The organism is Pseudomonas sp. PA-1-3F, from assembly GCF_021609665.1.
GTDB classification, from domain to species: domain Bacteria; phylum Pseudomonadota; class Gammaproteobacteria; order Pseudomonadales; family Pseudomonadaceae; genus Aquipseudomonas; species Aquipseudomonas paracarnis.
Map to the genome: position 1 here is coordinate 1 of NZ_WJZD01000007.1, position 26304 is coordinate 26304.

The window sequence follows — 26304 nt, forward strand, 5'->3', positions numbered from 1 at the left end:
GCTGGGGTGCGCAGCGCCCCCCAAAAAAAGCCGGCTCCAGCTGCGCTGTCGAACGGGAGCAAGCTCCCTCGCCACAACAGCGCGTTTGGTTTATCCGGCGAAGCGGTGACAGGGCTTGCCTGGCACGTCGACCTCAATGGCCAATACCGCACCATCAAGGGGATGCCCCAAGGGGCTCGCGGCGCTGGTGATGTACAGCGTGGTGAGCGCGGGCCCACCGAACACGCAACTGGTGGGACGGCTGACCGGTAGTTCGATGATGCGATCCACCTCACCTGAAGGCGTTAGCCGCAGCAGGCAACTGCCGTCCCAGCGCGCGTTCCAGATGTAGCCGTCGGCGTCCATGGCCGAGCCATCCGGGCCGCCGCGTGTGTGCGGCCCGAACCAGGCCTGGGCGGCGCCGAGTTGGCCGTCAGCCTGGATCGAATGCTGATAGAGCGTACCGTCCATGCTGTCGCCGAAATGCACCTGGCTGCCCGCCTCGTTCCAAAGCAAGGTGTTGGGAATGCCCAGGCCCGCCAACAACGGCGTGACCCGCGCATCGGCATCGATGCGAAACAAGCCACCGGAGCGCCGGGTAATCGGCAGGTCTTCGCCCTGCTCGCCTATGTTGTTCTGCATGGTGCCCAACCACAGCCGGCCCTGGGCATCGCAGCGTGCTTCATTGCCGCGGTTGCCCGTTTGCGGGTCGGCTACGCACAGCAGGGTCAAGGCTTCGGTGGCCAGGTCCAGGCGATACACACCGCTGCTCAAGGTCACCAGCGCATCACCGCTTTGACAGGGGATGAACGCCGAGACGTGCTCAGGCAATTGCCACACCTGCAACTGCCCCCCCATCAGACGCAGCGCCTGGCGGGCGGCGATATCCACCCAATACAGGGCCTGGGTCGGTACATCCCAGAACGGCCCTTCGCCCAACCGGGCACGGTGCGGGGTGACTGCGCTCAACGACATGAAGCCTCCTGATCAGTTACAGCGATTCGCGCGATGGCGTGCCATTTACCAGGCGCTGAATACGCAAGGGGTTAGCGTTTTTCAACGCGTCGGGCAGCAGGCTATCAGGGTAGTTCTGGAAGCACACCGGGCGCAGGAAACGGTCGATGGCCAGCGTGCCGACCGAGGTGCCACGGGCGTCGGAAGTCGCCGGGTACGGCCCGCCGTGAACCATGGAATCGCACACCTCCACGCCGGTGGGGTAACCGTTGAGCAGGATGCGCCCGACTTTCTGTTCCAGCAGCGGCGTGAGTTCGGCGAACTGTTGCAGGTCGGTCGGTTCGCCGATTAGCGTGGCGGTCAATTGCCCGTGCAGCCCCTGCAGGGCGGCGCTGAGTTGGGCCTGATCGGCCACTTCGACGAACACCGTGGTGGGGCCGAAGACTTCTTCCTGGAGCACTTCATCGCCGTCAATCAACAGACGTACATCCGCCTTGAACAGTTGCGGTTGCGCCTGATTGCCCGATTGCGCGCTGCCCGCCAGATGCTGGATGCCCGGGTGAGACCGGAGTTTTTCCAGGCCCTTGCCGTAGCTGCCCAGGGTGCCGGCATTCAGCATGGTTTGCGCCGGTTGCTCGCCGATCAATTGCGCGACCTGCTGAGTGAACGCGGTGAACGCAGGCGAGGCGATACCGATCACCAGGCCTGGGTTGGTGCAGAACTGGCCGCAGCCTTGCACCACCGAGGCGGTCAGATCGCGGGCGATGCTCTCGGCGCGGGCGTGCAGCGCCTGGGGCAGCACGATCACCGGGTTGATGCTCGACATTTCGGCAAACACCGGGATCGGTTGCGGGCGCGCCGCGGCCATGTCGCACAGGGCGCGGCCGCCTTTGAGTGAGCCGGTAAAGCCCACCGCCTGGATCGCCGGGTGCTTGACCAGCGCCTCACCGACGCCGCCGCCAAAGATCATATTGAACACGCCGGCCGGCATCTCGGTGGCCTCAGCGGCGCGAATGATCGCATCGGCCACGCGCTCGGCGGTCGCCATGTGGCCGCTGTGGGCCTTGAACACCACCGGGCAACCAGCGGCCAATGCAGCCGCCGTGTCACCGCCGGCGGTGGAGAATGCCAGGGGGAAGTTACTGGCACCAAAGACCGCCACCGGGCCGAGGCCGATGCGGTATTGGCGCAGATCCGGGCGCGGCAGCGGCTGGCGCTCTGGCAGGGCCTTGTCGATACGCGCGCCGTAAAAGTCACCGCGGCGCAGCACGGTGGCGAACAAACGCATCTGGCCGCTGGTGCGCCCGCGTTCGCCTTTGATGCGTGCGGCCGGCAATGCGGTTTCGCGGCAGACCAGTTCGACGAAGTCATCGCCCAAGGCGTCCAGCTCATCGGCCACCGCATCCAGAAACTGCGCACGTCGTGCGGCGCTCAAGGCGCGATAGGCCGGGTACGCCTGGGCCGCGGCCTGGGCGGCGGCGTCCACTTCCTGGGCGGTGGCCTGGTAGAAATCCTGGGGCAAGGCTTCGCCGGTGGTAGCGTCGATGCTTTGCAGCTTGATGCTGCCGTTGGCGCTGCGCTGGCCGCCGATGTAGTTGTGGCCGAGGAACGGGGTCATGTTGATCTCCTTAAAGGGGGGTGACTTGGCCGGGTTCAAATGCCGCATCGCTGCTGCCGATACCGTTGATCAACGGCGCGCCGAATTCAGCCTGGCTGATCTCGAACACATCGCCCGGCTGGGTACGTATACCGTCGGCGAATGACAAGGTGGCGGTGCCGAAGAAGTGAATGTGCACATCACCCGGCTTGAGGAACTGGCTGTATTTGAAGTGGTGGTATTCGAGGTTTTCCAGGCTATGGCACATATTGGCCTCGCCACTGAGGAATTCGTTCTGCCAGATCACCTCGCCGTTGCGCAGAATGCGGCTGGTGCCCGCCAGATGCTCGGGCAGTTCGCCCACGCGCAACTCCGGGCCATAGCTGCAACTGCGCAGCTTGGAATGGGCCAGGTACAGGTAGTTCTTGCGCTCCATCACATGGTCGGAGAACTCGTTGCCCACCGCAAAGCCCAGGCGATAGGGTTTACGGTCATGCCCGATCACATAGAGGCCACCGATTTCCGGTTCTTCGCCGGCATCTTCGGCAAACGGCGGCACCGGGAACGCCTGGCCCGGGCGCACGACGATGCTGCCATCGCCTTTGTAAAACCACTCCGGTTGCACACCGGCCTGGCCGGCGCCTGGTTTGCCGCCCTCCACGCCCCATTTGAAGATGCGCATGGTGTCGGTCATCGCGCTGTCGTCGCCGGCCTGCTGGTGCATCTTGTCGCGGGCCGAGGCACTGCCCAGGTGGGTGAGACCAGTGCCGCTGATCAGCATATGGGCCGGGTCCGGATGGTCCAACGGCGGCAGGATTTTGTGTTCCGCCAACAAGGCGGCGTAGTCATGGCTGACGCCCAGGCCGAGGGCTTCTACCTGTTGCTGCAACTTGCCGCCGACATCGATGGCAGCCAGCGCGAGTTCACGCACGCTGTGGGCGCCGCGCACTTCGCGTACCTGGTTGCCTTCTACCACGCCGACGCGGCGCTCACCGTTGCTCAACTCGAACTGAACTAAACGCATGCAGGTTCTCCTGGATTTAAGTGCGTGTGGCGCCACGGGCGCTGGCGGCGAATTGGTCGACGGGCAGCACGTGCTTGCGTTCCAACAAGCGGTAGACCACGAGGGTCAGCAGCAACCCGAACACCATCACACCGGATAAGAAATACAAGCCTGAGGCCAGATTGCCGGTGTACTCCTTGAGCGCACCGATCACGAACGGGCCGATGTAACCGCCGAGGTTGCCCACCGAGTTGATCAAGGCAATACCGGCTGCCGCACTGGCGCCGGCAAAGAAGCGCCCCGGCAGGGTCCAGAACACGGCGGTGCAGGAAAACATGGCAAACGCCGCCAGGCACAGTGCGGCCATTTGCAGCACTGGCACCGTGAGCCAGGCGCTGCAGAACAGGCCGATGGCGCCCAGTACATAGAGCACGGCGAGATGGCCGTAACGGTCGTTCAAGCGGTCGGAACTGCGCGGGATGATCAACAGGCCGATGATGCCGAAGATATAGGGCACGGCGGAGATGAAACCGGTTGTGAGGTCGCTGCCGCCAAACTGCTTGATCAGGGTCGGCAGCCACAAGCCGAGGCCGTAGATACTCAGGGTCACCGGCAGGTAGAACAGCGCCAGCAGCAACACGCGCTTGTCCTTGAGCGCATGCAAGGGGTTGCCATGGCGCGTCTGGCCGTAGGCTTGCAGGTCTTTGTGCAGCTCGCCGGTGAGCCAGGCTTTTTCTTCCTCGCTCATCCAGTTGACCTTCTGGGGGCCGTCCGGCAGGTAACGCAGCACCGGCCAGGTCAGCAGGATCGCCGGGGTGCCGATCACGATGAACAGCCACTGCCAGCCATGCAGGCCAAGGATGCCGTCCATGCCGAGCAAACCGCCGGACACCGGGCCGGTGATCATCATTGCAATAGGTTGGGAGAGGATGAACAGCCCGAGGATCTTGCCGCGATGGCGCACCGGGAACCACTGGGTGATGTAGTACAGCACGCCGGGAAAGAAGCCCGCCTCCGCCGCGCCCAGCAGAAAACGCATCACATAGAAGCTGTGCGGCCCCTGCACGAAGGCCATGCCGATGGTGATGGCGCCCCAGGTGATCATGATGCGCGCAAACCAGCGCCGCGCGCCGAAGCGGTCGAGCATCAGGTTGCTGGGAATTTCAAACAGGAAATAGCCAATGAAGAACAACCCGGCACCGAGGCCATAGGCGGCGTCACCGATGCCCACGTCAGCGCCCATGTGCAGCTTGGCGAAGCCCACGGCGGAACGGTCCACGTAGGCGATCAGGTACAGCAGGATCAGGAAGGGAATCAGTTTCAGCGTGATGCGCCGAATAAGCCGCAGTTCCTGGCTCATGGGGTCGATCTCCGATTGTTGTTTTTATAGAAGCTCGGGGGACGCCTCTGGCGAAATTCGCCAGGGCCATACCTCAGTTAACATCGACTATATAGTATGACTATTTGCAAAACAACACTTCCAAAGCGGCGATTTTGCGCTTATGTTTAAGCACGCATAGAACATATAGTCATACAATAAGAGAATCGATCATGCCTGACAAAAAGCCCGGCCTACGCTCTGCCCAGTGGTTTGGTACCGCCGACAAAAACGGCTTCATGTACCGCAGTTGGATGAAGAACCAAGGCATTGCCGACCATCAGTTCCATGGCAAGCCGATCATCGGCATCTGTAACACCTGGTCGGAGCTGACCCCGTGCAACGCGCATTTCCGCCAGATCGCCGAGCACGTCAAGCGTGGCGTGATCGAGGCCGGTGGCTTTCCGGTGGAGTTCCCGGTGTTTTCCAATGGCGAATCCAACCTGCGCCCTACCGCCATGCTCACTCGCAACCTGGCGAGCATGGATGTGGAAGAAGCGATTCGCGGCAATCCGATTGATGGTGTGGTGCTGCTGACCGGCTGCGACAAGACCACCCCGGCGCTGCTGATGGGCGCGGCCAGTTGTGATGTGCCGGCCATAGTCGTCACCGGCGGACCGATGCTCAACGGCAAGCACAAGGGCCAGGACATCGGCTCGGGGACGGTGGTGTGGCAGCTCAGCGAACAGGTCAAGGCCGGCACCATCACCCTGGATGATTTCCTCGCGGCCGAGGGCGGCATGTCGCGCTCGGCGGGCACCTGCAACACCATGGGCACGGCCTCCACCATGGCCTGCATGGCCGAGGCGCTGGGCACTTCCCTGCCCCACAACGCGGCGATTCCGGCCGTGGATGCGCGCCGCTATGTACTGGCGCACATGTCGGGCATGCGCGCCGTGGAGATGGTGCGTGAGGACTTGAAGCTGTCGAAAATCCTCACCAAGGAGGCGTTTGAGAACGCTATCCGCGTGAACGCGGCCATCGGCGGCTCGACCAACGCCGTGATCCACTTGAAAGCCATCGCCGGGCGCATCGGCGTCGAACTCGACCTGGATGACTGGACCCGCATCGGCCGCGGTATGCCGACCATCGTCGACCTGCAGCCCTCCGGACGCTTTCTGATGGAAGAGTTCTACTACGCCGGCGGCCTGCCCGCGGTGCTGCGTCGCCTGGGTGAGGCCAATCTGATCCCCCACCCCAACGCCTTGACGGTCAACGGCAAGTCCCTGGGCGAGAACACCCAGGATTCGCCGATCTACGGCCAGGACGAAGTGATCCGCACCCTGGACAACCCGATCCGCGCCGACGGCGGCATCTGCGTGCTGCGTGGCAACCTCGCGCCCCTGGGCGCGGTGCTCAAGCCTTCGGCAGCGAGCCCCGAACTGATGCAGCACCGTGGCCGCGCCGTGGTGTTCGAGAACTTCGACATGTACAAGGCACGCATCAACGACCCGGAGCTGGACGTGGATGCCAACTCGATCCTGGTCATGAAGAACTGCGGCCCCAAGGGTTACCCCGGCATGGCCGAAGTCGGCAACATGGGCCTGCCCGCCAAGCTGCTGGCCCAGGGCGTGACGGACATGGTGCGCATTTCCGATGCGCGCATGAGCGGCACCGCCTACGGCACCGTGGTGTTGCACGTGGCACCGGAAGCCGCCGCCGGCGGGCCGTTGGCAACAGTGAAGGAAGGTGACTGGATCGAACTCGATTGCGCCAATGGCCGCCTGCACCTGGACATTCCAGACGCCGAGCTGGCAGCGCGCATGGCCGACCTGCCGCCCGCGCAGAACCTCATCGTCGGCGGCTATCGCCAGCTGTACATCGACCATGTGCTACAAGCCGACCAAGGCTGTGACTTTGACTTCCTGGTGGGCTGTCGCGGGGCAGAAGTCCCACGGCATTCCCACTAATTGGGATGCTATGATGCGGCGAATCTAAGCCAGAGCCTCCCCGTCGTTATGGATCACCAGCCGCCCAAGCCGCGCAAGAGCCAGCATGCCCAGATCGTTCAGGACTTGGGCATGCACATCGTTTCCGGTCGCTTCAAGCCTGAAGAACGCTTGCCCATGGAAGCCACGCTGTGCGAGGAATACCAGGTCAGCCGCTCGGTATTGCGCGAAGCCACGCGGGTGCTCAGCGCCAAGGGCCTGGTGTATTCCAAGCCACGGGTGGGCGCGGTGGTACGGCCACGCTTGAAATGGCACCTGCTCGACCCGGACGTGCTGTCCTGGTTGATGCAGTCCACGCCCCACAGCGAATTCTTCAACACCCTGGCCGGGGTGCGCCGCATCCTCGAACCGGAAATCGCCGCCATGGCCGCGACCACCGCCACCGACGAAGACATCGCCACCATCGAACAAGCCTACCAAGGCATGGAAACCGCCAAGACCCACGAGGACCTGTTACAGGCCGACCTGGACTTCCACCGCGCGATTGCCGACGCCACCCGCAACGACCTGCTCGCCTATATGTGCAACATGCTCTCGCTGCCGTTGCGCGAGTCGATCAACATCACCAACCGCCGCCCGGATATCCAGGGCCTGAGTCTGCCTCGGCACAAAGCGATCCTCACGGCGATCCAGAACCGCGACGCCCTGGGTGCGCGGCATGCGTCGCTGGTGCAACTGGATGACACGCGGGTGGCGCTGGATACGGTGATGAACGTGTTGACGCCGTTGTGAGCCCGCGTCATTCCTGACTGTTATTGTTGGCCCTGGGGCAGGTGTTATCGCCCTCTTTTTTCAGCGCCAGCACGGCCTGGCGCTCGGACAGCAAGTGAGTGATGGCGCCGCCGATCGCAGCGGAAATCAACGCCAAGGCTTCTTTAGGCAGATTGATCGCCGCCCAGGTCAACCCACCGATCAGCAAGATGACAAACAGGATATTGAAACGTGACACGCCGAGTTTTATCGAGCGGACGATATCGGACGTGTCCTGCATTTTCTCGAAGCGTTTAAGGTCTTCGAACTTGCGCACCGATTCCAGGGTTTCCAGGTAATGGGTTTCGGCCCGCTTCAATTTCTTGATCACATCGGCTTCGAGCATGACCTCCTCTATCTCGATCCTGACCAGGCTGATATTGGCGCCTGGACGGCCTAGAATTTCCGAACTCAGCGAACTTTCGGCCAGCTCGGCCAGCAGATAGGTATAGGAGGTTTCGCTGATCTCCTTGGCATATTTTTGCAAGGCTGACGTGTAGCACTTGGTGGCGTATCGGGTGAACAGACGCTCGGCATCGTTGGTCTTTTTGATCAGGTCTTCAGCTTTCTCGATCAGTTCCCGTTCCATTTTTAATATCCCTATTAAGCGTGGCTTCGAAAAGCAATGAGCGCCGACCGCTGCGCTGGCACGTTACGAGCAAACATCCCTCGATCGCCCGCCAGTGTCTACTGTCAAACCTGACAGGGAAGCTGATGCAGGCCCCTGTGGCGAGGGAGCTTGCTCCCGCGACGGCCTGCCAGCCGACGCATATCCACCTGACGCGCCGCATTCCAAATGTGGGGTGTCAGGTATAGAAGTGTCGGCTGGCAGGCCGTCATCGCAGGCAAGCCAGCTCCCACAGTTGGAACGCGTAGCGTCAGGTAGATAGGGGCCGTTGCGGGAGCAATCTCTCTCGCCACCGGCCCTGCGTGGTACCGCAGCTGTTCATCACAGGGTGTAGGCGATGCCCACCTGCACGGTACGCGGTGCGCCGGGGTAGGCGTAGATATTGCCGAACGCGCCTTCTTCATATTCGCGGTTGAACAGGTTCTTCACATCCAGGTTCAAGCGCACACGCTCATTGACCTTGTAGTAACCGAGCAGGTCGACCACGGTATAGGCGTCCATGGAGAATGCCGTATTGGCGGTCTGGCCGGCGCGTTGGTCGACGTACTTGCCGCCGGCGCCCAGGCCCAGGCCTTTGAGCGCGCCGTCCTGGAACTCGTAGACGTTGAGCAGGCTGAAACTGTTGCGCGGGATGTTCATCAAGCGCGTGCCGGAGCGCAACGTGTTATCACGGGTAACTTCCGCATCTACGTAAGCGTAGCCGCCGATCACGCGCCATTCGGGCGTGAGGTTGCCTGCCACATTGAGGTCGAAGCCCCGACTGCGCACCTGGCCGGCCGCGACACTGAAGGTATTGTCCACGGGATCGGTGGTCAGCACGTTCTTCTTCTCGATCTGATAGATCGCCGCATCCACGCTCAACTGCCGGTCCAGCGCCTCCCACTTGATACCCATCTCGTAGGACTTGCCTTTCTCCGGTGCAAAACCACCGCCTTCGCGGCTGGCGCCAGTGTTGGGCTTGAACGAACGCGCAGCATCGGCATAGACCGCGACGGTGTCGGTGAGGTCGTAGATCACACCCACGCGTGGGGTGACGGCGTTGTCGGCGGCCTGCCAGTTTTTACCGCGTGGCACATAGGTTTCGTAATCATGCTCAAAGCGTTCGAAGCGCGCACCGGCCAGTACTTTCAAACGTTCGGTCAAGGCGACCTGATCCTGCACAAAGGCGGCGTAGGTCTTGAGGTTTTCTTTATCGTGGGTGGGCGTGCGGGTCAGTGCCGGACGCGTTTGGCCGTACACAGGGTTGAAGATGTCGACCGGGTAAGTGCCCACCTTGTCGCTTGAACGTTGAATGATCGACTTATAGTCGTAATCCTCGTACTCGATACCGGTAAGCAAGGTGTGATCAAACCCGCCGGTGGAGAAGTGCCCGGTCAGGTTGAGCTGATAGTCCTTGTCGGTCCATTCCAGCTTGCGGTAGTTGAAGTTGCGTTGCAGGGTGCGGCCATCAGCGCCCAGGCTGCCCGGCCCGTTGGCTTCGATGGCATTGCCTTTCAAACTGCCGTCCAACCACTGGAAACCGCCGCCCAGGGTCCAGTTGTCGCTCAGTGCATGCTCGAAACGCAACTGCGCCATGTTGTTGTCGTTGTGCAGCTTGCCAGCGTCCTTGTCGCCCCAGAACGTATCACGCGAGGGCGTGCCGCGCTGGTTGGGGAAGCGCGTCAGGCCACGGTCCAGCGGGTGGTTGTTGCGCATGAAATCGCCTTCGAAGGTCACCTTGGTGTCATCGGTGGCCTGCCAGGTGATCACCGGCGTCACGCCGTAGCGTTCCGTCTCGACGTGATCGCGGAAGGTGTCGCCGCCCTCGCCCACCACGTTCAGGCGATAGGCCAGGCGGCCTTCCTCGTCCAGCGGGCCGGAGGCATCCAGGGTGCCGCGCTTCATGCCCTGGTCATTGAGCTGGCTGCCCAGGGTGACGGTGCGTTCAGCCAGCGGCTGCTTGGACACCACGTTGAAGGTACCGCCTGGGTCGCCACGGCCGTAGAGCATGGTCGCAGGGCCGCGCAGCACTTCAAGACGCTCGATGGTGTTGGCGTCCGGCATGTTCGGGTAACCCCGGTTGATCGGGAAACCGTTGCGGTAGAACTCGCCGGTGGTGAAGCCGCGAACGGTAAAGGTGGTCAGGCCCTGGCCGCCGAAATTGTTGGCACGGCCCACGCCGCCGGCGTAATCAAGGGCATCCTGCAAGCGCGTTGCACCGAGGTCTTCGACCACGTCCTTGGACACTACGCTGATGGACTGCGGGGTTTCATGAATGGCGGTGTCGGTGCGCGTCGCACTGGCTGAGCGTGTGGCGTGGTAGCCCTGCACGGGGCCTTGGGCCGACTCAAGGTCGGCGGTGGCGGTGACATTGGTCGCTTGCAGCTCGATACTGGTGTTCTCGGCAGGCACCTGCTCTGCCCACGCGAAGGGGGAAAACGCCTGGAGCACACAGATGGAAATCAGGGTACGACGCATGGGTGTAAAACCTAGTGAATGAGCCAGATGGGACGGCAAACCTGCCAAGAATTCGCCGCGCATCATATATCAAGGCATTCTCGTTTGATATCGGTTCTCATTTGTTATTTTTCACGTCCCTGCTGTGTCTCCAGTGGGTAACGCAAAAACCACAGGCGAAAAAAAGCCACTCAATCGAGTGGCTCATGCAACGCGCAGGCATACCTCAGCGATAGCGTTCCAGCCAATGCGCGTAAGGCGCCGGCAAGGTCCAGGAGGACTTGTCCACGCCCAGTTCCTTCGCGGCAAAGTAGGCCCAGTGCGGGTCAGCCAAATGTGCGCGCCCCACCGAAACCAGGTCCAGGTGCCCGGCCTGCAGCGCGCCTTGCGCCAGTTGCGGCGTGCCGAAGCCCCAGGCCGAGGTCACCGGAATACCGGCTTCACGGCGTACACGCTCAGCAATCGGGCCCATGAAGGCCGGGCCCCATGGGATGTTGGTGTCAGGAATGGTAAAGCCGACGCTGACGCTCAGCAGGTCCAGGCCACCATCCTTGAAACGGCGGGCCAGTTCGATGGACTCGGTGAGGGTCTGCTCATCACGGCCGTCGTATTCGATCACACCGAACCGGGCGGTGAGCGGCAGGTTTTCCGGCCAGACTTCACGCACCGCAGCCAGGGTTTCGAGGAGGAAGCGGCTGCGGTTGTCGAAGCTGCCACCGTAGGCATCGGTACGCTGGTTGGAATGCTCAGAGAAAAAGCTCTGGCCCAGGTAGCCGTGGGCAAAGTGCAGCTCGATCCATTCAAAGCCGGCATCGCGAGCGCGGCGGGCCGCGTCGACGAAGTCCTGCTGCACGCGGGCAATGTCTTCCAGGGTCATGGCACGCGGTACGTTGGGCAAGTTGGCACCAAACGCGATGGCAGAGGGGGCGATGGTTTCCCAGCTACGCGCATCAGAAGCCGGGATGTGGTCATCACCTTCCCAGGGGCGATTGGCACTGGCTTTGCGACCGGCGTGGGCGATCTGAATGCCCGGCACCGAACCTGCGGCCTTGATGGCCTTGACCATGGGCACAAATGCCTGGGCATGGGCATCGCTCCAGATCCCGGCGCAGCCTGGGGTGATGCGTCCTTCAGGGGCGACCGCGGTGGCCTCGACCACCAGCAGGCCGGCACCGCCACGGGCCATGCCAGCCAGGTGGACGTGGTGCCAGTCGTTGACCATGCCGTCTTCGGCCATGTATTGGCACATCGGTGGGATAGCAATGCGATTGCGCAAGGTCACATCTTTGAGTTTGAACGGTTCGAACAAGGCCGACATTGAGAACTCCAGGAAGGGATGAGTGATTCGATAGTTCGATGGTAATCGAACTATGGTATTGAACGCTACCCCCCTGTTATGATCCGCCCCATGCGAGCCTTCAAACACCCTACCCCGCAAGAATTGACGCTTGAGCGTGTGCTGTACGCCTTGAGCGACCCCGTGCGCCTGGACATCGTGCGCTACCTGGCCAACGTGCCAGAGGCCACCTGTGGCGAACTCGACGGGGGGCGGCCCAAGTCCAGCATGTCCCATCACTTCCGGGTATTGCGCGATGCCGGCCTGGTGCACACGCGCAATGTGGGCACCACCCATATGAACTCGTTGCGCCGTGACGAGCTGGAAAGCCGCTTCCCTGGGTTGCTGGCCAGCGTTCTGTCACAGCACTAGACGGCACGCGTCAGGACAAGACCGCCTGTAGCAATGCGCCGTCCAGGTGCACACAGTCCTTGCCATTGCGCTTGGCGCCGTACAGGTTCTTGTCCGCCATCTTGAGTACGGCCGACAACTCGTCGCCCGGCGAAAAACGCGCCATCCCCGCGCTGCAGGTGTAATGGTGGGGCGCAGGCACGCTGCTGCGGATCGCCTGCAACAAGTCCAGGGCATAATCACAGGCCACCTCCACATCGTCGCCCTGCAATAACACGCCGAACTCTTCCCCGCCGATCCGTCCAAAGCTGTGGCTGCCCTTGGCGTTTTTCAGGCACAGGGCCATGGCGCGCAGAATCTTGTCCCCCACGTCGTGGCCATACAGGTCGTTTTTTTCTTTGAAACTGTCGATATCCAACATGATGAAGTAGCCGCCCTGCTCCCCACCGAGCAACTTCTCGAAGCTCTGCATAAAAGCGCGCCGGTTGAGAATGGACGTCAGGTAGTCGGTCTCGGCCAAAGCGCGAAACTCGCTTTCCACCAGCAATACCGAACGCAGGTTCTTCAAGTAGGAATAACTCAAGATAAACCCGATGGACACCGACGCCGCGCAGAACAGCAGCAAATACACCTCGGTGCCAGCGTATATATCCGCCTGCATGGGTGGCCACAGGATCAGCCAGATCAATAGCGCATCGGCCAGATAATCCTGGACACTGATAAACAAGATCGCACTGCCCACCACCAGGGTCACCGCCAACGGCAAGCCATAGATACGCAACTCTGCGTGCATATGAATCAGATAAGCGAAGCCGACGGACAACAACACCATATAGGTGACTCCCAGCACTCGCCAGAGCAGAAAGTTCGTGGTGGTGGCATGTACCCGGCAAACAATCAGCAGGCCCACCGTGACGGCCAACATATAAAAATCCAACTTCAGGGCCGCAGGAATCAGGAGCATGCCGACCCAGGCAATAATCCCGACCCATTCGGCTTGGGTCACCGCAGGTGACAACAAACTGCGCATTCTGGGCCGCAACTTCAAGTTAGCAGGCATCCTTACGCTCCCATCTCAATAGCATGCAGGCCCATCGCAAATGAAAAGGCCATGAACCGCTTTACCAGGCTGGCAAAGGGTGGCAGAACTTCCAGCCGGGTTTTGGAGTGGGCTTTGAAATAACCCTTTTCGACCCCCTCCTGCACCATACGGATAACGTGGGTCTTGGACACGGAAAGTTGCTTGGCCAAGGCCAGGTAGGAAGACGACCGGAAGGTGGCGCGGTCGTTCTCAGGGGCAAAGGCGTCATTGTAGATCGCCAGCATCAACAGATGGCCGGCGTCGCGCTTCACCAGCCAGTAACATTCGGGCAGCAAGACATCCACCGTCAACTCGGCCGCGAGAATCATGGCAAAACCCTTGAAATAGAGCGCAAGGAACTCGCGGTCATCCAAGTCGCGCATCTGCCGGAACACTTCCCGTTCGGGGTAGAGCAGCGCCAACGACTCCGTGAGGGCGGTGAGCATCAACCGCGCTTCGCGGCAGGCTTCATCCGAGGGTGCATACACCCTGAAGCGACTGTCTTCGGGGTGCGGCGCAACCTCCATGAAACCCAGAGCCCGGAATAGCAAAAAAATCGATTCCAGGCTGTTTTTCGAACAATATTTGCGCGTTACGCACAAGGCTTTAACTTCTGCCAACAACGGCAGCGGTGTGGAAAAGTATTGGCTCAATAATGCAAACGACACCATCAAGCGGCTGTATTTAAGGGCACTCTTGTAGAAAAACGGTCGTTTCGAATAGGGCACGAGCAGCACGTGGTAATGCGCTCTCATGCACGATTCAAAATCCTTATGACGTTCGAGCGCTTGCGCGGTATTACACATAGCCAACTTCAACGAACTGACACGCATGAAAGAGCCCTGATCATCCAACTTGATGCCACTGATCTCAGCTACGAAATCCCTGCAGCCCGGCCCCAAAACAAATCACTTCAAAATTCCTGCCATTAATGGCTTTTTGCCTCGAACGCAATGTACAGCGATTGCCGGACAAGACGTCATCAGTACCAAAGTTGTTCCACCGTCAAATGCCCCGTGACACACACACTTACGCGCAACCTTTGGTTACATTCTCTCCGCCTGGCGGTTAGAGGACTAATCGATTCAGCACACTGCGAACCTTCCCTCCTCGGCGGCGTCGTAACAGGGGATTGTTGCCAACCGCCCGCCGCGAGGTTCTCGTTTGAAAGCTGCCCTTCTGAAGAAATACCGCCTGATCATCAAGACCATGGGCTATGTGGGCTGGGCGTTGTTCTGGCTGTTGTTGTGGGATGTGGCGGTGACGGTGGATTTCATGCTGTTTCTCACCGCCAAGATCAATTTGCCGCTGATGCCCCTGACCTTGCTCGGCTCGGCACTGGTGGTGCTGATCAGTTTTCGCAACAGCAGCGCCTACAACCGCTGGTGGGAAGCACGCACGCTGTGGGGTGCGATGGTCAACAACTCGCGCAGTTTTGCTCGGCAAGTGTTGACCCTGCTCGATGACGCCCCTGGTGAGGTGAACCCGGTGAAGTCGACGCTGTTGCGCCGTCACGTGGCTTACGTCAATTGCCTGGCTGCGCACCTCAAGGGCCAGCCGTGCCCGGAGGAAGTGCGAGCCTTTATCCCCGCCGAAGAATTTGCGCGCAACGGCGCCACCAATAACTTCGCCAATGACATCCTCACCGGCTCGGCCTCGTTGCTGGCGCGCGAATACCAGGCCGGGCGCCTGGACAGCATCCGCCTGGCGCGGTTGGAGTCGACCCTGGTGGACCTCTCCAACGCCCAGGGCGGCATGGAGCGGATTGCCAACACGCCACTGCCCTACCCTTACGTGTACTTCCCGCGGCTATTCATTTCGTTATTCTGCCTGATCGTGCCGGTGGGCCTGGTGGAATCGCTCGGTTGGTTCACGCCGTTGGCCTCCACGGTCGTGGGCTTCATGCTGCTGGCCATCGAACGCATCGGCACCGACCTGCAAAGCCCGTTCAATTCCAGCGAACACCAGATCCAGATGGAAAGCATCTGCGAAACCATCGAGAAGAACCTGCAGTCGATGCGCCGCGATGCCCTGGTCGGTGACCCGATCGCCTGATTCCCCCTCCTCAAGTGCCAACTCCCTCGGCCGATATACCGAGGGTACGCATGGCCTCGCCTCTCACAAAAACGCCTGCGACACGCAGTAGCCATTTTTCTCCCCTTGCCAAAACTATAAATACCCGCGGGTGAAGTCATGAATATCAAGCAGAAGCTGACATGGGCGTTTGCGGCCATCGCGTGCGTGCCGGTCATCCTGGTCGCCATTATCGTGGTGCTGAACCTGCGCGAGGGTGCGCTGGCCAACTTCCTCGACAGCAGCGGCCGCGAGATCCGCCAGATCGACAATGGCATGCAGCAGTTTTTCGACGGCATCAGCCAGAATGTCGACTTCGTCGCCAAAGACCCGCGTGTGATCGCGGCCAAGAACCTGAAGAACTACGCCGGCGCCGATGCAGCGCAAATTCCGCTGACGCCGACCAACACCGAACTGCTGGCGATTTTTGATCAGTTCGCCAAAAGCCACCCCAGTACCGCCTACCTGTCCCTGGGACTGAGCGATGGCGGCTACGCCAGTTGGCCGGACGACGCCAAGCTGACGCAATACGACCCGCGCACCCGCCCCTGGTACCAGGCCGCCATTGCAGCGCCAGGCAAGACCGTGCGCACAGGCGCCTACTACTGGGCCCCGGACGATGTGGTGCTGATCGGCACCGTGCGCACCGTCGCGGATGCCACGGGTAACGTCCTTGGGGTGGTTGGCCTTGACGTGTCGCTCAAGCAACTCACCGAGCTGGTGCGCACCATCAAGCTGGGCGACAGCGGCTACCTGATGCTGGTGGAAGCCGACGGCAACGTGCTGGTGGACCCCAGCGATGCCACGCACAACTTCAAGCCCCTGGCGGGCCTGGGCGCGAACTACGCCGAACTGGCCAAGCACGGCGATGGCGTGACCGAGGTGAGCATCGATGGCGTGGCCTACATGGCTAACGTGGTCAGTTCCAAAGACTTGGGCTGGCGCTTTATCGGCCTGATCAAGCGTGACGAAGTGATGGCCGGCGCCACCCGCCTGACGTGGTTGATCGCTGCGATCGCCGCCGTACTGGCCGTGGTGTTCGCAATCGTCGGTGCCAGTTTCGCCCGTGTGATCGTACGTCCGATTCGCGGTGTGGCCGACGGCCTGCAGGAAATCGCCGAAGGTGAAGGCGACCTCACGCGCCAGCTCAAAGTGCAAGGCAAGGACGAAACCGCCAGCCTGGCCGGCTGGTTCAACCAGTTCCTGAGCATGATCGCGCAACTGGTGCAGCGCATCGGCAACGCCTCCTCAGACCTGCAAACCGCCGCCGCCGACACCAGCGCCGTGGCCAACAATATGAACCAGGCCGCCGGCCGCCAGCGCGAAGCCGTGGAACTGGTGAGCACCGCGTTCAACGAGATGGTCGCCACCGCCAACGAAGTCGCGCGCTCATGCAGCGCCGCCGCCACGAGTGCCGATGAGGGCTATCGCGACGTGCACACCGGCCAGCAGCACATCGGCGAAGCCACCGGCAGCGTGCTCAAGCTCAGCGAAGACCTGCAAAAATCCACACAGACCATGCAGTTGCTCGAGCAAGACAGCCAGAACATCAACACCATCCTCGACACCATCCGCTCGATTGCCGAACAGACCAACCTGCTGGCGCTCAACGCCGCGATCGAAGCCGCCCGCGCTGGCGACCAGGGCCGCGGCTTTGCGGTGGTCGCCGATGAAGTGCGTGCACTGGCGCGTCGCACCGCTGACTCCACCGGCGAAATCGACAGCCTGCTGGGCAACCTCGCCCGCCGCACCCAGGAAGTCACCCAGCAGATGCAAAGCAGCTTGCTGGTGTCCAACACCAGCGTGGAGCGCATCCAGCAGGCCCGCGACAGCTTTGACAAGATCCGCGGCTCGGTGGATTCGATTCGCGACCAGAACACTCAGATCGCCACCGCCGCCGAAGAGCAGCACCAGGTGGCCGAAGAGATCAACCGGCATATCGCGCAGATCCACGCCGACGCGCAGTTGGTGGAAGGCTTTGCGCATTCGGCGCAGACCGGTTCAGGGCGGCTGACTGATATTTCCGGCCAGCTCAATGGGCTGGTGGGGCGCTTCAAGTTCTGATGCCCGCCCAATAAAGGCAGCGCTGTACCGTGGCGAGGGAGCTTGCTCCCGCTGGACTGCGTAGCAGTCCCAGTCTTTTAAATTAAGAGCGGGGCCGCTTCGCGCCCCAGCGGGAGCAAGCTCCCTCGCCACAGGGTACGCGTCGCCGGGTCCATCTAGGCCGACTCAGAGGCGGCCCTGCCCATCATCGCAGTACCTGCAACAGTCTATTGCAGGACTCAAATGTACTAACCGGTTACTTATCTTGCTAAAATCGCGTCTTTGCCCTCTCTCACTCGAGTCCATTCGACATGAAACGAGCATCGCGCGCCGCTGGCGTCTCTAGATTCTTACTCCTGGGCCTGGGCGTCGTCATCGCCCTGCTCGGCCTTGCGCTTGCCGTCGGCGGCGCCAAACTGGTCAGCCTGGGAGGTTCCTGGTACTTCCTGCTGGGCGGCGTGGTCATGGCCATTTCCGGGCTGTTGATTGCCCGCTGCAAGCCTGCCGGCGCCTGGTTGTTCGCCGCGTTTCTAGTGGCTACCGCCGTGTGGGCGGTGGCCGACGTGGGCCTGGAATACTGGCCGCTGTTCTCGCGACTGTTCATGTTTGCGGTGATTGGCGTGGTGGTCGCACTGGTGTATCCGTTGCTGGCCGGCAAACCGGCGCGGGGTGCCTATGGCGTCGCCGCCGTATTGGCGCTGGGCGTGGCGGTGGCAGCGGGCAATATGTTTGTCGCGCACCCCAGCGTTGCGCCCACCGGTGCAGGCCCGGGCGTCACCCCGGTGGCTGCGGCCGATGCGCAGAAAGATTGGGCCCACTACGGTAATACCGAAGGTGGCAGCCGTTTCGCCGCGCTGGACCAGATCAACCGCGACAACATCGACAAGCTCAAGGTCGCCTGGACCTACCACACCGGCGACGTGGCCATCAGCGACGGTAACGGTGCCGAAGACCAACTGACGCCCCTGCAGATCGGCAACAAAGTGTTTATCTGCACCCCGCACAACAACCTGATCGCGCTGGATGCCGACACCGGCAAAGAACTGTGGAAGAACGAAGTCAACGCCAAATCGGCAGTGTGGCAGCGTTGCCGGGGCATGGCGTATTTCGACGCCAGCGCGCCGATTGCCCAGCCGACCCAGCCCGACAGCTCGCCGGTCCTGGCCGCCAGCGTGCCCGCCGGTGCGCAGTGCCAGCGTCGCCTGCTGACCAACACCATTGATGCACGCCTGATCGCCGTAGACGCCGACACCGGCAAGTTCTGCGAAGACTTCGGCACCCACGGTCAGGTGGACCTCAAGGCCGGCCTGGGCAATGTGCCGGACAGCTACTACCAACTGTCCTCGGCGCCGCTGATGGCCGGTACCACCGTCGTAGTCGGCGGTCGCGTGGCAGACAACGTGCAGACCGATATGCCCGGTGGCGTGATCCGTGGCTTTGACGTGATCACTGGCCAGATGCGCTGGGCCTTCGACCCAGGCAACCCTGAAGACAAGCAGGCCCCGACGGGCGACGCCACCTACGTGCGCAGCACCCCGAACAGCTGGGCGCCGATGTCTTACGACCCACTGATGAACACGGTCTTCCTGCCGATGGGCAGCTCCTCCACCGATATCTACGGCGTGGAGCGCACCCAGCTCAACCACAAATACGGCGCTTCGGTGCTGGCACTCGACGCCTCCACCGGTGCCGAGAAGTGGGTCTACCAGACGGTCCACAACGACCTGTGGGACTTCGACCTGCCAATGCAGCCAAGCCTGATCGACTTCACCCCGCCAGGTAGCGACAAGGCTGTACCGGCCGTGGTCATCGGCACCAAGGCCGGGCAGATTTACGTGCTCGACCGCGCCACCGGCAAGCCGCTGACGGACGTGCAGGAAGTGCCGGTAAAAGCCGCGAACATTCCCAACGAGCCGTATTCCCTGACCCAGCCTAAATCCGTCGGCATGCCGCAGATCGGCGCGCAAACCCTCACCGAGTCGGACATGTGGGGCGCGACGCCGTATGACCAGTTGCTGTGCCGCATCGATTTCAAGGGCATGCGCTACGACGGCCTGTACACCGCGCCGGGCACCGATAAATCCCTGAGCTTCCCGGGTTCCCTGGGCGGCATGAACTGGGGCAGCATTTCCACCGACCCGGTGCACGGTTTTATCTTCGTCAACGACATGCGCCTGGGCCTGTGGATCCAGATGGTACCGTCGCAGAACAAGGCCCAGGCCTCTTCCGGTGGGGAAGCGCTGAACACCGGCATGGGCGCCGTGCCGCTCAAGGGCACGCCGTACGCGGTGAACAAAAACCGCTTCCTGTCGGTGGCCGGCATTCCGTGCCAGGCGCCGCCATTCGGCACCTTGACCGCCATCGACATGAAGACGCAAAAGGTCGCCTGGCAAGTACCGGTGGGCACCGTTGAAGACACCGGCCCCCTGGGTATCCGCATGCACCTGCCAATCAAGGTAGGCCTGCCGACCCTGGGCGGTACGCTGTCCACCCAAGGCGGCCTGATCTTTATCGCCGGCACCCAGGACTTCTACCTGCGCGCCTTCAACAGCGGCAATGGCGATGAAATCTGGAAAGCACGCCTGCCCGTCGGCAGCCAGGGTGGGCCGATGACCTACGTGTCGCCGAAAACCGGCAAGCAATACATCGTCGTCACCGCCGGCGGCGCACGCCAGTCCACCGACCGTGGCGACTACGTGATCGCCTACGCCCTGCCGTAACCGCCCTCTGTTCGCGCGGTGCTCCGGCACCGCGCTTTGTGTTTGGAAAGATCCCCCATGACCCCTACTCCTCATACCGCCTGGCGCCTGGCGCTGGGCCTGGCCTTTGCGGCCGCCCTGCCCGTTCAAGCCGACGACACCACCCTGACCGGCGACTGGGGCGGCCTGCGCCGCGAACTCGACGCGCAAGGTGTGCGCTTTACCGGTGACTACAGCGGCGAGACCGCCTACAACGCCCACGGCGGCCAACACCGTTCGGCGCGCTATTCGCAAAATATCAAGCTCGGCGTGCAGTTCGACCTGGGCAAGCTCTACGGTTTCAACAACGGCGACCGCATCCAGCTGACCATCAACGACCGACGCGGCAACAGCGCCTCCGAGGACTTGGTGGGCAACCGCCTGCCGATCCAGGAAAACTACGGCGGCCTCTACACGCGCCTCACCGAGCTGAGCTACGAGCGCACGCTGTTCACCCCGGCGCTGAACCTCAAGCTGGGCTATATGGCCATGGGCAATGATCTCGGCGGCCTGGACAGCGGCATCCTGTGCAACTTCATGAACGCCGGCTTCTGCGGGCATCCGCTGAATATGTCCGGCGGCAGTGGCTGGGCCAACTACCCGAATGCGCACCTCGGTGCCCGGGTAAAATACGACTTTTCGCCCAACTGGCAACTGCGCGTGGCGGCGTTCAATGTCGACCCGTCCAGCAACGGCAACTCCAGCCGTGCCTGGCACCTGGGGCCGAAGCACACCACCGGCACCGTGGTGCCCATCGAGCTTATCTACAAGCATGCGGGCGCACTGCCCGGTGAATACAAGCTCGGGTATTACTACGACAGTTCCGATGTAAAACGTATTGGCAGCAACAAGGACGTCAGCGGGCGCGGCGGTCACTACCTCTTGATCGACCAGGCTGTGTGGGCCTCACAATCATCCCAAGGCCGTAGCCTGCACGCCTTCGGCCAGTACTCTGCCGCCAGCCAAGCGGCCTCGCCGTTCACCAAGTGGTATGGCGCAGGCGTGGTGCTGTACAAGCCGTTCGAAGGTCGCCCGCGCGATACCGTCGCCCTGGGCTATGGCCGCGCGGTGCCGAACCCGCGCAGCCGTGATGTGCAAGAGTTGGCTGCGTTCAATGCCGGGGCGTCCTACCCCTCAATCGACAGCGCCGAACAATTGATCGAACTCAGTTATGGCTACCAGGCCACGCCTTGGCTGACCTTGCGCCCGGATGTGCAATACATCATCGAGCCGGGGGCGTTTTCCGGTGAGAGCATCGACAATGCGCTGGTGCTGGGTTTGCAAGTCAAAGCGGTGTTCTAGCTCGCGCCCTGCTGATACTGACGTGGCGTGCAGCCAAATTCGCGGCGAAACACCGTATGCAGGTACTGCGCAGAGGTGAAGCCGCAGCGTGCGGCAATGTCGGCTATAGCAAGGCTTTGGTTTTCCAGGCCTTTGGCGGCAGCGGCGAGTTTGAAGCGCAAAATCTCATCATGCACGCTGCAGCCACGCGCCTTGCGAAAATGCGCTTCCAGGGACGAGCGGGAAACACCGACATAAGCGGCGACCTGATCGGTCTTGATACCCTGGCAGGCGTACTGGCGGATAAACAACAAGGCCTGCATCACGTAAGGGTTGCCCAGGGGTTGATGCAGGCTGGAGGCTTGCACGTTAATGGCGTCTGGCGGCACCAGCACCTGCGTGCCCGTGCAGGGTTTGCCATGCAGCATCTGATGCAACAATGCCGCAGCGGTACGGCCCATGGTCTCCGTGCCCTGGATCACCGAACTGAGCGGCACCCGCGTGAGGGTGCGGGTCAGCGGGTCGTTGTCGATGCCGATCAACGCCACCTCCTCCGGCACCGCAATACCCGCCGTCAGGCAGGCTTGCAGCAATTGCCGGGCGCGGGCATCGGTCACCGCGATGATGCCGATAGGCTTGGGCAAGCTGTGCAGCCAGGCAATCTGCTGCTCCACCGCGCTGTCCCACAACGGCGCACTGGTGCCCAGGCCGCGATACACCTCTACCTGCAAGCCATCACGCTGCATCAAGCGGCGAAAAGCTTTCTCACGCTCCTGGGCCCACCGATTGGCCTGGGCTTCGGGCAGGCTGAAACAGGCAAACCGCGTCAAACCCGCCTCCACCAGATGCTCGTAGGCCAGCTTCATCAGGGCATGGTTATCGGTGGCCACATAGGGAATGCCCTTCGGGTACTTGCCCACATCCTCATAAGACCCACCCACCGCCACCACTGGAACCCGACTGCCGGCCAACGCCTCGCCAATCAGCGGGTCATCGAAGTCAGCAATGATCCCATCGCCCTGCCAACGCTCGATACCGCGCAGGCGGCAGAGGAAGTCTTCTTCCAGGAACAGGTCCCAGGATGCGCGGGTGCTGCTCAGGTAGTTGCCGATACCGGCGATGATGCCGCGGTCGTAGATTTTGCTGCCGTTGAAGAGCAAGGCGATACGGTGAACGGGCGGTAGGGTTTTCATTGTTTTTGTCCTGGGGCCGGTCGGTGCAGATTAGGCCTGTGTACTACGCACGCCTAGCTACATTCAAATCGATGTCACGTCCTGGAAGCAGTCTGAGCATATCGGGCCTCAGGGAGGCCCGTTCTATCTACCTAAATTTTAAAACTATGAATACAGTTCCTAGCCAAACGCCAGTGCCAACTACCATTGCTAAATGTAGGTTCAGCAGGCGTTTTAGGTACGGAGGAAAGTTTTCATAATCGATAGGGCTCAAGTCACCAATGCGGATATATGTCCTTGGCATCGCTATCATCCCGGTGATTTTCGCCATCTCCAACAACGACCAAATATAGCCGCGCCTCCCCAGGCTCGGCCCCCAAAGATAAATATAGCGACTGTTTTTCAATGCCTCTTTTATCGCATCCAAATGTCGATGACTCAGGAACAAGCTGTACGCAATACTCACGAGTTCGAGCAGAAAAGGCCCGCCGGTAAAAATGATCGCAGCCCAGGGTGACCAAGAGTCAATACGGGTCATGGTTGAAAAGCCTCGTAAATTTTTTCCCCAATATAATCGCCACCCATCTCACCGAAAGTCGTACCTGCCCAGGCGCCGGCCCCGACTAAGGCCGCGACACAGACGACCCCTCCAAGCCCGCCGGTTGCCACTCCAATCCCCAAACAGATTGAACCACCCGCAATTTGACCCGTCACTCCACCCCAAATACCCCCCAATGTGGCTCCAGCGAATTTCCCCCCTTCAGTGAACTTAACCCTCTCACATGCAGCTCCAGAATCCCCGTTACATACCTGCTCAATAGCCAGCAACGAAGACACTCCCCCAAGTCCAATACCGATATAACCCCCTGCCTTCATGTACTTCGTGGCACGGCTGACCGCTTCCACATGAGCGGCATACCCCGGAATCTGCCCCGGCCCACCCGCCTTGTCCCAGTGATGCACCAAGCTGCGACTGGATATACCCAGGGCCGTTTTCAACTTGGGGTGATCGCCCAAGGTGGTCTGCCCGCGCAGGCGGGTGGAGTTGAGCAGATGAGCATCCAACTGATTCATAAGTCGCTGACGATCAGCAAAGAACTGCGGTGACCTAAGGTGTCCGTGCTGCCGATAGCTGTCCTGATGCAGGCGCTCCATGGCCTGCAGCGTTTCGCGCAGATTGCTCAGGTGTTTTTCCATCACCACTGCGCTGACGCCGAGCCAGGTTGAGGTTTGGCCGATGAAACCGGCGATCTCTGCACCGTGGCGATGCAGAAAGTCAGCCTCGTCCGGCGTCAGCTCATCCAGTGATGCGCTGACGTGTTGTGCAGCCTGCATCAGTTGAGCTTCTTCATACGAGCAGGAGGTGTTTTTCGGATCGCTGAGCACGATCATCGAACCAGCTTTGACGTAGCCTGTGTTGGGATTCAGCGATTGAAACTTGCGCATTACAGCCGGGTCGAGCGTCGGAAAAAGTGTGGCTTCCAGCGCCTCGCGGGTCATGCTTTTGGGCACGATATAAAAACCTGGCTCCTGACCTTGCACACCATTGGATGCCATTGATCCAACATGACCGGACGGCACGAAACCAGAATGACGTGGCGCTACAGTGTTTCGATTTACAGATGATGGGTTTGTTGGAGCTACTCGCAGGTTAATGGGCGGTTCTGCATGTTGGTTTTCATAGGTGGCCGAGTACACCGAAGGAATCAGCTCGGCTTTACAGGGACAGTCGCTGTAACTATCCAAAGTGCCGGCCATAAGCCGACCATGGCTGTTTATGTGGGAAACGCCACCGACGATCTTATAAGTTTGCCCATCCTTGCCGCAGGTGACTCGGTCACCTTCGCACGCATGAAAAAGGCCATGTATGTTGACTCTCTTATCACCGTCCAGCACTTCCCCGCCGCAGGTGGTCTTGTCACCCAGTCCAATGAAATAACCTACGCTCATTTTTTTGCCTCTTATCCATGTTTTTTGGCCGTACTTCCCTGCTCGTCCCGATAAGAAAACTGACGCGTAACGCCTTCCGAGGTAAACGAGCAAGTGGCACACCAAACCTTGAAGAGGCATATCCCCACCGTAAAGTCAGACGTTTCTCTAAATCCTGTACTCCCTCAGCCGTTCTCAGCCCCTCACTCAAAATCGCACTCCCCTTTGGTGATTTTCATAATCAGCCGCCCAAGTGCCATTGCTAGTATCCAGACACCGCTCAGAACAATAAGGAAAAACCCATGCCGTACTTCCCCGGTGTCGAAAAGGTGCGCTTCGAAGGCCCTGCCAGCACCTCTGCCCTCGCGTTTCGTCACTACGACGCCAACAAGCTGATCCTCGGCAAGCCCATGCGGGAGCACCTGCGCATGGCCGCCTGTTACTGGCATACCTTTGTGTGGCCGGGGGCGGATATGTTTGGGATGGGGACGTTCAAGCGCCCGTGGCAGCGCAGTGGCGATCCGATGGAGGTGGCCATCGGCAAGGCCGAGGCGGCGTTTGAGTTTTTTTCCAAGCTGGGCATCGACTACTACAGCTTTCACGACACCGATGTGGCGCCCGAAGGCAGCACGCTCAAGGAGTACCGCAATCACTTTGCGCAGATGATCGACCACCTGGAGCGCCATCAGGAACAGACCGGCATCAAGCTGCTGTGGGGCACCGCCAATTGCTTCAGCAACCCGCGTTTTGCCGCCGGGGCGGCGAGCAATCCAGATCCAGAGGTGTTCGCCTTCGCCGCCGCCCAGGTGTTCAGCGCGATGAATGCCACGCTGCGCCTCAAGGGCGCCAACTATGTGCTGTGGGGTGGCCGTGAAGGGTATGAAACCTTGCTCAACACCGACCTCAAGCGCGAGCGCGAACAGCTCGGGCGTTTTATGCGCATGGTGGTTGAACACAAGCACAAGATCGGCTTCAAGGGTGACCTGTTGATCGAGCCCAAGCCCCAAGAGCCGACCAAACACCAATACGATTACGACAGCGCCACCGTGTTCGGCTTCCTGCATGAGTACGGCCTGGAACACGAGATCAAAGTGAACATCGAGGCCAACCACGCGACGCTGGCCGGGCACAGCTTTCATCATGAGATCGCCACCGCCGTGTCGTTGGGGATCTTCGGCAGTATCGACGCCAACCGCGGCGACCCGCAGAACGGCTGGGACACCGACCAGTTCCCCAACAGCGTCGAAGAAATGACCCTGGCCACCTATGAAATCCTCAAGGCCGGCGGGTTCAAGAACGGCGGCTATAACTTCGATTCCAAGGTGCGCCGCCAGAGCCTGGACGAGGTGGACCTGTTCCACGGGCATGTCGCCGCCATGGATGTGCTGGCTCTGGCCCTGGAGCGTGCGGCGGCGATGGTGCAGGACGACCGCTTGCAGCAGTTCAAGGACCAACGCTATGCCGGCTGGCAGCAGCCATTGGGCCAGGCGGTGTTGGCCGGTGAGTTCAGCCTGGAGTCATTGGCTGAACATGCCTTTGCCAACGCGCTGAACCCGCAGGCGGTGAGTGGGCGCCAGGAGATGCTTGAAGGCGTTGTGAATCGGTTTATCTACACCTGACTGTGGC

The 26304-nt window shown here is 61.1% G+C and carries 19 protein-coding genes and 2 pseudogenes; 9 read left to right on the forward strand and 12 right to left on the reverse strand.

The window, feature by feature from the left end; genetic code table 11:
- Positions 1-90: 90 nt before the first annotated feature.
- The 4 genes from GIV26_RS06340 to GIV26_RS06355 are packed head-to-tail and all read right to left on the reverse strand — an operon-like array spanning position 91 to position 4893.
- Positions 91-954 (reverse strand): SMP-30/gluconolactonase/LRE family protein, encoded by an 864-nt coding sequence (locus GIV26_RS06340; protein WP_200582920.1) that lies wholly within the window; start codon positions 952-954, stop codon positions 91-93.
- 16 nt (positions 955-970) lie between these two features.
- Entirely contained in the window at positions 971-2551 is a 1581-nt protein-coding gene (locus tag GIV26_RS06345; protein ID WP_236279690.1) for an aldehyde dehydrogenase (NADP(+)), read from the reverse strand.
- Between the two features lie 10 nt (positions 2552-2561).
- Complete coding sequence (gene araD1, locus GIV26_RS06350) at positions 2562-3554, reverse strand: AraD1 family protein (protein WP_089042661.1); 993 nt, start codon at positions 3552-3554, stop codon at positions 2562-2564.
- 16 nt (positions 3555-3570) lie between these two features.
- Positions 3571-4893, reverse strand: coding sequence for an MFS transporter (locus tag GIV26_RS06355; protein ID WP_003190554.1), 1323 nt, complete (start codon positions 4891-4893; stop codon positions 3571-3573).
- A gap of 191 nt (positions 4894-5084) precedes the next feature.
- Between GIV26_RS06355 and GIV26_RS06360 the strand changes: the two genes are divergently transcribed.
- Complete coding sequence (locus GIV26_RS06360; RefSeq protein ID WP_019817288.1) at positions 5085-6821, forward strand: IlvD/Edd family dehydratase; 1737 nt, start codon at positions 5085-5087, stop codon at positions 6819-6821.
- A 48-nt stretch (positions 6822-6869) separates the two neighbouring features.
- Complete coding sequence (locus GIV26_RS06365) at positions 6870-7592, forward strand: FadR/GntR family transcriptional regulator (protein WP_034126739.1); 723 nt, start codon at positions 6870-6872, stop codon at positions 7590-7592.
- Positions 7593-7599: 7 nt separating this feature from the next.
- On the opposite strand, the gene GIV26_RS06370 is transcribed toward GIV26_RS06365, so the two are convergent.
- The 3 genes from GIV26_RS06370 to GIV26_RS06380 form a co-directional block, all read right to left on the reverse strand.
- On the reverse strand, positions 7600-8199 hold the full coding sequence (locus GIV26_RS06370; protein WP_034126738.1) for a hypothetical protein: 600 nt from the start codon (positions 8197-8199) through the stop codon (positions 7600-7602).
- A 360-nt stretch (positions 8200-8559) separates the two neighbouring features.
- On the reverse strand, positions 8560-10695 hold the full coding sequence (locus GIV26_RS06375; protein WP_236279691.1) for a TonB-dependent siderophore receptor: 2136 nt from the start codon (positions 10693-10695) through the stop codon (positions 8560-8562).
- Positions 10696-10900: 205 nt separating this feature from the next.
- A complete protein-coding gene (locus tag GIV26_RS06380; protein WP_014718067.1) occupies positions 10901-11992 on the reverse strand; it encodes an NADH:flavin oxidoreductase/NADH oxidase in 1092 nt (363 codons plus the stop codon).
- Positions 11993-12082: 90 nt separating this feature from the next.
- Here GIV26_RS06380 and GIV26_RS06385 point away from each other — a divergent pair, with 90 nt between their 5' ends.
- Complete coding sequence (locus GIV26_RS06385; protein WP_003190545.1) at positions 12083-12382, forward strand: ArsR/SmtB family transcription factor; 300 nt, start codon at positions 12083-12085, stop codon at positions 12380-12382.
- 10 nt (positions 12383-12392) lie between these two features.
- Here GIV26_RS06385 and GIV26_RS06390 read toward each other — a convergent pair whose 3' ends face one another.
- Both GIV26_RS06390 and GIV26_RS06395 read right to left on the reverse strand, forming a co-directional pair.
- Positions 12393-13421 (reverse strand): GGDEF domain-containing protein, encoded by a 1029-nt coding sequence (locus GIV26_RS06390; protein ID WP_236279692.1) that lies wholly within the window; start codon positions 13419-13421, stop codon positions 12393-12395.
- Positions 13422-13423: 2 nt separating this feature from the next.
- Positions 13424-14275 (reverse strand): hypothetical protein, encoded by an 852-nt coding sequence (locus GIV26_RS06395; RefSeq protein ID WP_236279885.1) that lies wholly within the window; start codon positions 14273-14275, stop codon positions 13424-13426.
- Between the two features lie 331 nt (positions 14276-14606).
- On the opposite strand from GIV26_RS06395, the gene GIV26_RS06400 reads away from it, so the two are divergent.
- The 5 genes and pseudogenes from GIV26_RS06400 to GIV26_RS06415 all read left to right on the forward strand — a co-directional run bounded on the left by GIV26_RS06400 (position 14607) and on the right by GIV26_RS06415 (position 21598).
- Entirely contained in the window at positions 14607-15497 is an 891-nt protein-coding gene (locus GIV26_RS06400) for a bestrophin family protein (RefSeq protein WP_003190542.1), read from the forward strand.
- A gap of 138 nt (positions 15498-15635) precedes the next feature.
- Positions 15636-16715: pseudogene (locus GIV26_RS27330) on the forward strand (HAMP domain-containing protein); the annotation flags it as partial.
- A 327-nt stretch (positions 16716-17042) separates the two neighbouring features.
- Positions 17043-17579: pseudogene (locus GIV26_RS27335) on the forward strand (methyl-accepting chemotaxis protein); the annotation flags it as partial.
- A 290-nt stretch (positions 17580-17869) separates the two neighbouring features.
- Positions 17870-20278: a glucose/quinate/shikimate family membrane-bound PQQ-dependent dehydrogenase gene (locus GIV26_RS06410; RefSeq protein WP_236279694.1), complete on the forward strand. Its 2409-nt coding sequence runs from the start codon at positions 17870-17872 to the stop codon at positions 20276-20278.
- 57 nt (positions 20279-20335) lie between these two features.
- Positions 20336-21598 (forward strand): carbohydrate porin, encoded by a 1263-nt coding sequence (locus GIV26_RS06415; RefSeq protein WP_072448538.1) that lies wholly within the window; start codon positions 20336-20338, stop codon positions 21596-21598.
- Here GIV26_RS06415 and GIV26_RS06420 read toward each other — a convergent pair.
- The 3 genes from GIV26_RS06420 to GIV26_RS06430 all read right to left on the reverse strand — a co-directional run bounded on the left by GIV26_RS06420 (position 21595) and on the right by GIV26_RS06430 (position 24699).
- Positions 21595-22770, reverse strand: a complete 1176-nt coding sequence (locus tag GIV26_RS06420) for a XylR family transcriptional regulator (RefSeq protein WP_034127136.1) — start codon at positions 22768-22770, stop codon at positions 21595-21597. The two genes, GIV26_RS06415 and GIV26_RS06420, sit on opposite strands and share 4 nt — an antisense overlap.
- Before the next feature lie 127 nt (positions 22771-22897).
- Positions 22898-23287, reverse strand: a complete 390-nt coding sequence (locus GIV26_RS06425; RefSeq protein ID WP_054895673.1) for a hypothetical protein — start codon at positions 23285-23287, stop codon at positions 22898-22900.
- Positions 23284-24699, reverse strand: a complete 1416-nt coding sequence (locus GIV26_RS06430; RefSeq protein WP_236279695.1) for a PAAR domain-containing protein — start codon at positions 24697-24699, stop codon at positions 23284-23286. The genes GIV26_RS06425 and GIV26_RS06430 overlap by 4 nt, the downstream gene beginning before the upstream one ends.
- Before the next feature lie 281 nt (positions 24700-24980).
- Here GIV26_RS06430 and xylA point away from each other — a divergent pair, with 281 nt between their 5' ends.
- Positions 24981-26297, forward strand: a complete 1317-nt coding sequence (gene xylA, locus GIV26_RS06435; RefSeq protein WP_236279696.1) for a xylose isomerase — start codon at positions 24981-24983, stop codon at positions 26295-26297.
- Positions 26298-26304: the final 7 nt, after the last annotated feature.

Bases quoted from the DNA above. Each gene is read 5' to 3' on its own strand.
- GIV26_RS06360 (WP_019817288.1), top strand. From the start codon at position 5,085: ATGCCTGACAAAAAGCCCGGCCTACGCTCTGCCCAGTGGTTTGGTACC.
- GIV26_RS06375 (WP_236279691.1), bottom strand. From the start codon at position 10,695: ATGCGTCGTACCCTGATTTCCATCTGTGTGCTCCAGGCGTTTTCCCCC.
- GIV26_RS06415 (WP_072448538.1), top strand. From the start codon at position 20,336: ATGACCCCTACTCCTCATACCGCCTGGCGCCTGGCGCTGGGCCTGGCC.
- GIV26_RS06425 (WP_054895673.1), bottom strand. From the start codon at position 23,287: ATGACCCGTATTGACTCTTGGTCACCCTGGGCTGCGATCATTTTTACC.
- GIV26_RS06410 (WP_236279694.1), top strand. From the start codon at position 17,870: ATGAAACGAGCATCGCGCGCCGCTGGCGTCTCTAGATTCTTACTCCTG.
- araD1 (WP_089042661.1), bottom strand. From the start codon at position 3,554: ATGCGTTTAGTTCAGTTCGAGTTGAGCAACGGTGAGCGCCGCGTCGGC.
- GIV26_RS06420 (WP_034127136.1), bottom strand. From the start codon at position 22,770: ATGAAAACCCTACCGCCCGTTCACCGTATCGCCTTGCTCTTCAACGGC.
- GIV26_RS06345 (WP_236279690.1), bottom strand. From the start codon at position 2,551: ATGACCCCGTTCCTCGGCCACAACTACATCGGCGGCCAGCGCAGCGCC.
- GIV26_RS06355 (WP_003190554.1), bottom strand. From the start codon at position 4,893: ATGAGCCAGGAACTGCGGCTTATTCGGCGCATCACGCTGAAACTGATT.
- GIV26_RS06390 (WP_236279692.1), bottom strand. From the start codon at position 13,421: ATGCCTGCTAACTTGAAGTTGCGGCCCAGAATGCGCAGTTTGTTGTCA.
- GIV26_RS06395 (WP_236279885.1), bottom strand. From the start codon at position 14,275: ATGCGTGTCAGTTCGTTGAAGTTGGCTATGTGTAATACCGCGCAAGCG.
- GIV26_RS06340 (WP_200582920.1), bottom strand. From the start codon at position 954: ATGTCGTTGAGCGCAGTCACCCCGCACCGTGCCCGGTTGGGCGAAGGG.
- GIV26_RS06385 (WP_003190545.1), top strand. From the start codon at position 12,083: ATGCGAGCCTTCAAACACCCTACCCCGCAAGAATTGACGCTTGAGCGT.
- GIV26_RS06380 (WP_014718067.1), bottom strand. From the start codon at position 11,992: ATGTCGGCCTTGTTCGAACCGTTCAAACTCAAAGATGTGACCTTGCGC.
- GIV26_RS06365 (WP_034126739.1), top strand. From the start codon at position 6,870: ATGGATCACCAGCCGCCCAAGCCGCGCAAGAGCCAGCATGCCCAGATC.
- xylA (WP_236279696.1), top strand. From the start codon at position 24,981: ATGCCGTACTTCCCCGGTGTCGAAAAGGTGCGCTTCGAAGGCCCTGCC.
- GIV26_RS06370 (WP_034126738.1), bottom strand. From the start codon at position 8,199: ATGGAACGGGAACTGATCGAGAAAGCTGAAGACCTGATCAAAAAGACC.
- GIV26_RS06430 (WP_236279695.1), bottom strand. From the start codon at position 24,699: ATGAGCGTAGGTTATTTCATTGGACTGGGTGACAAGACCACCTGCGGC.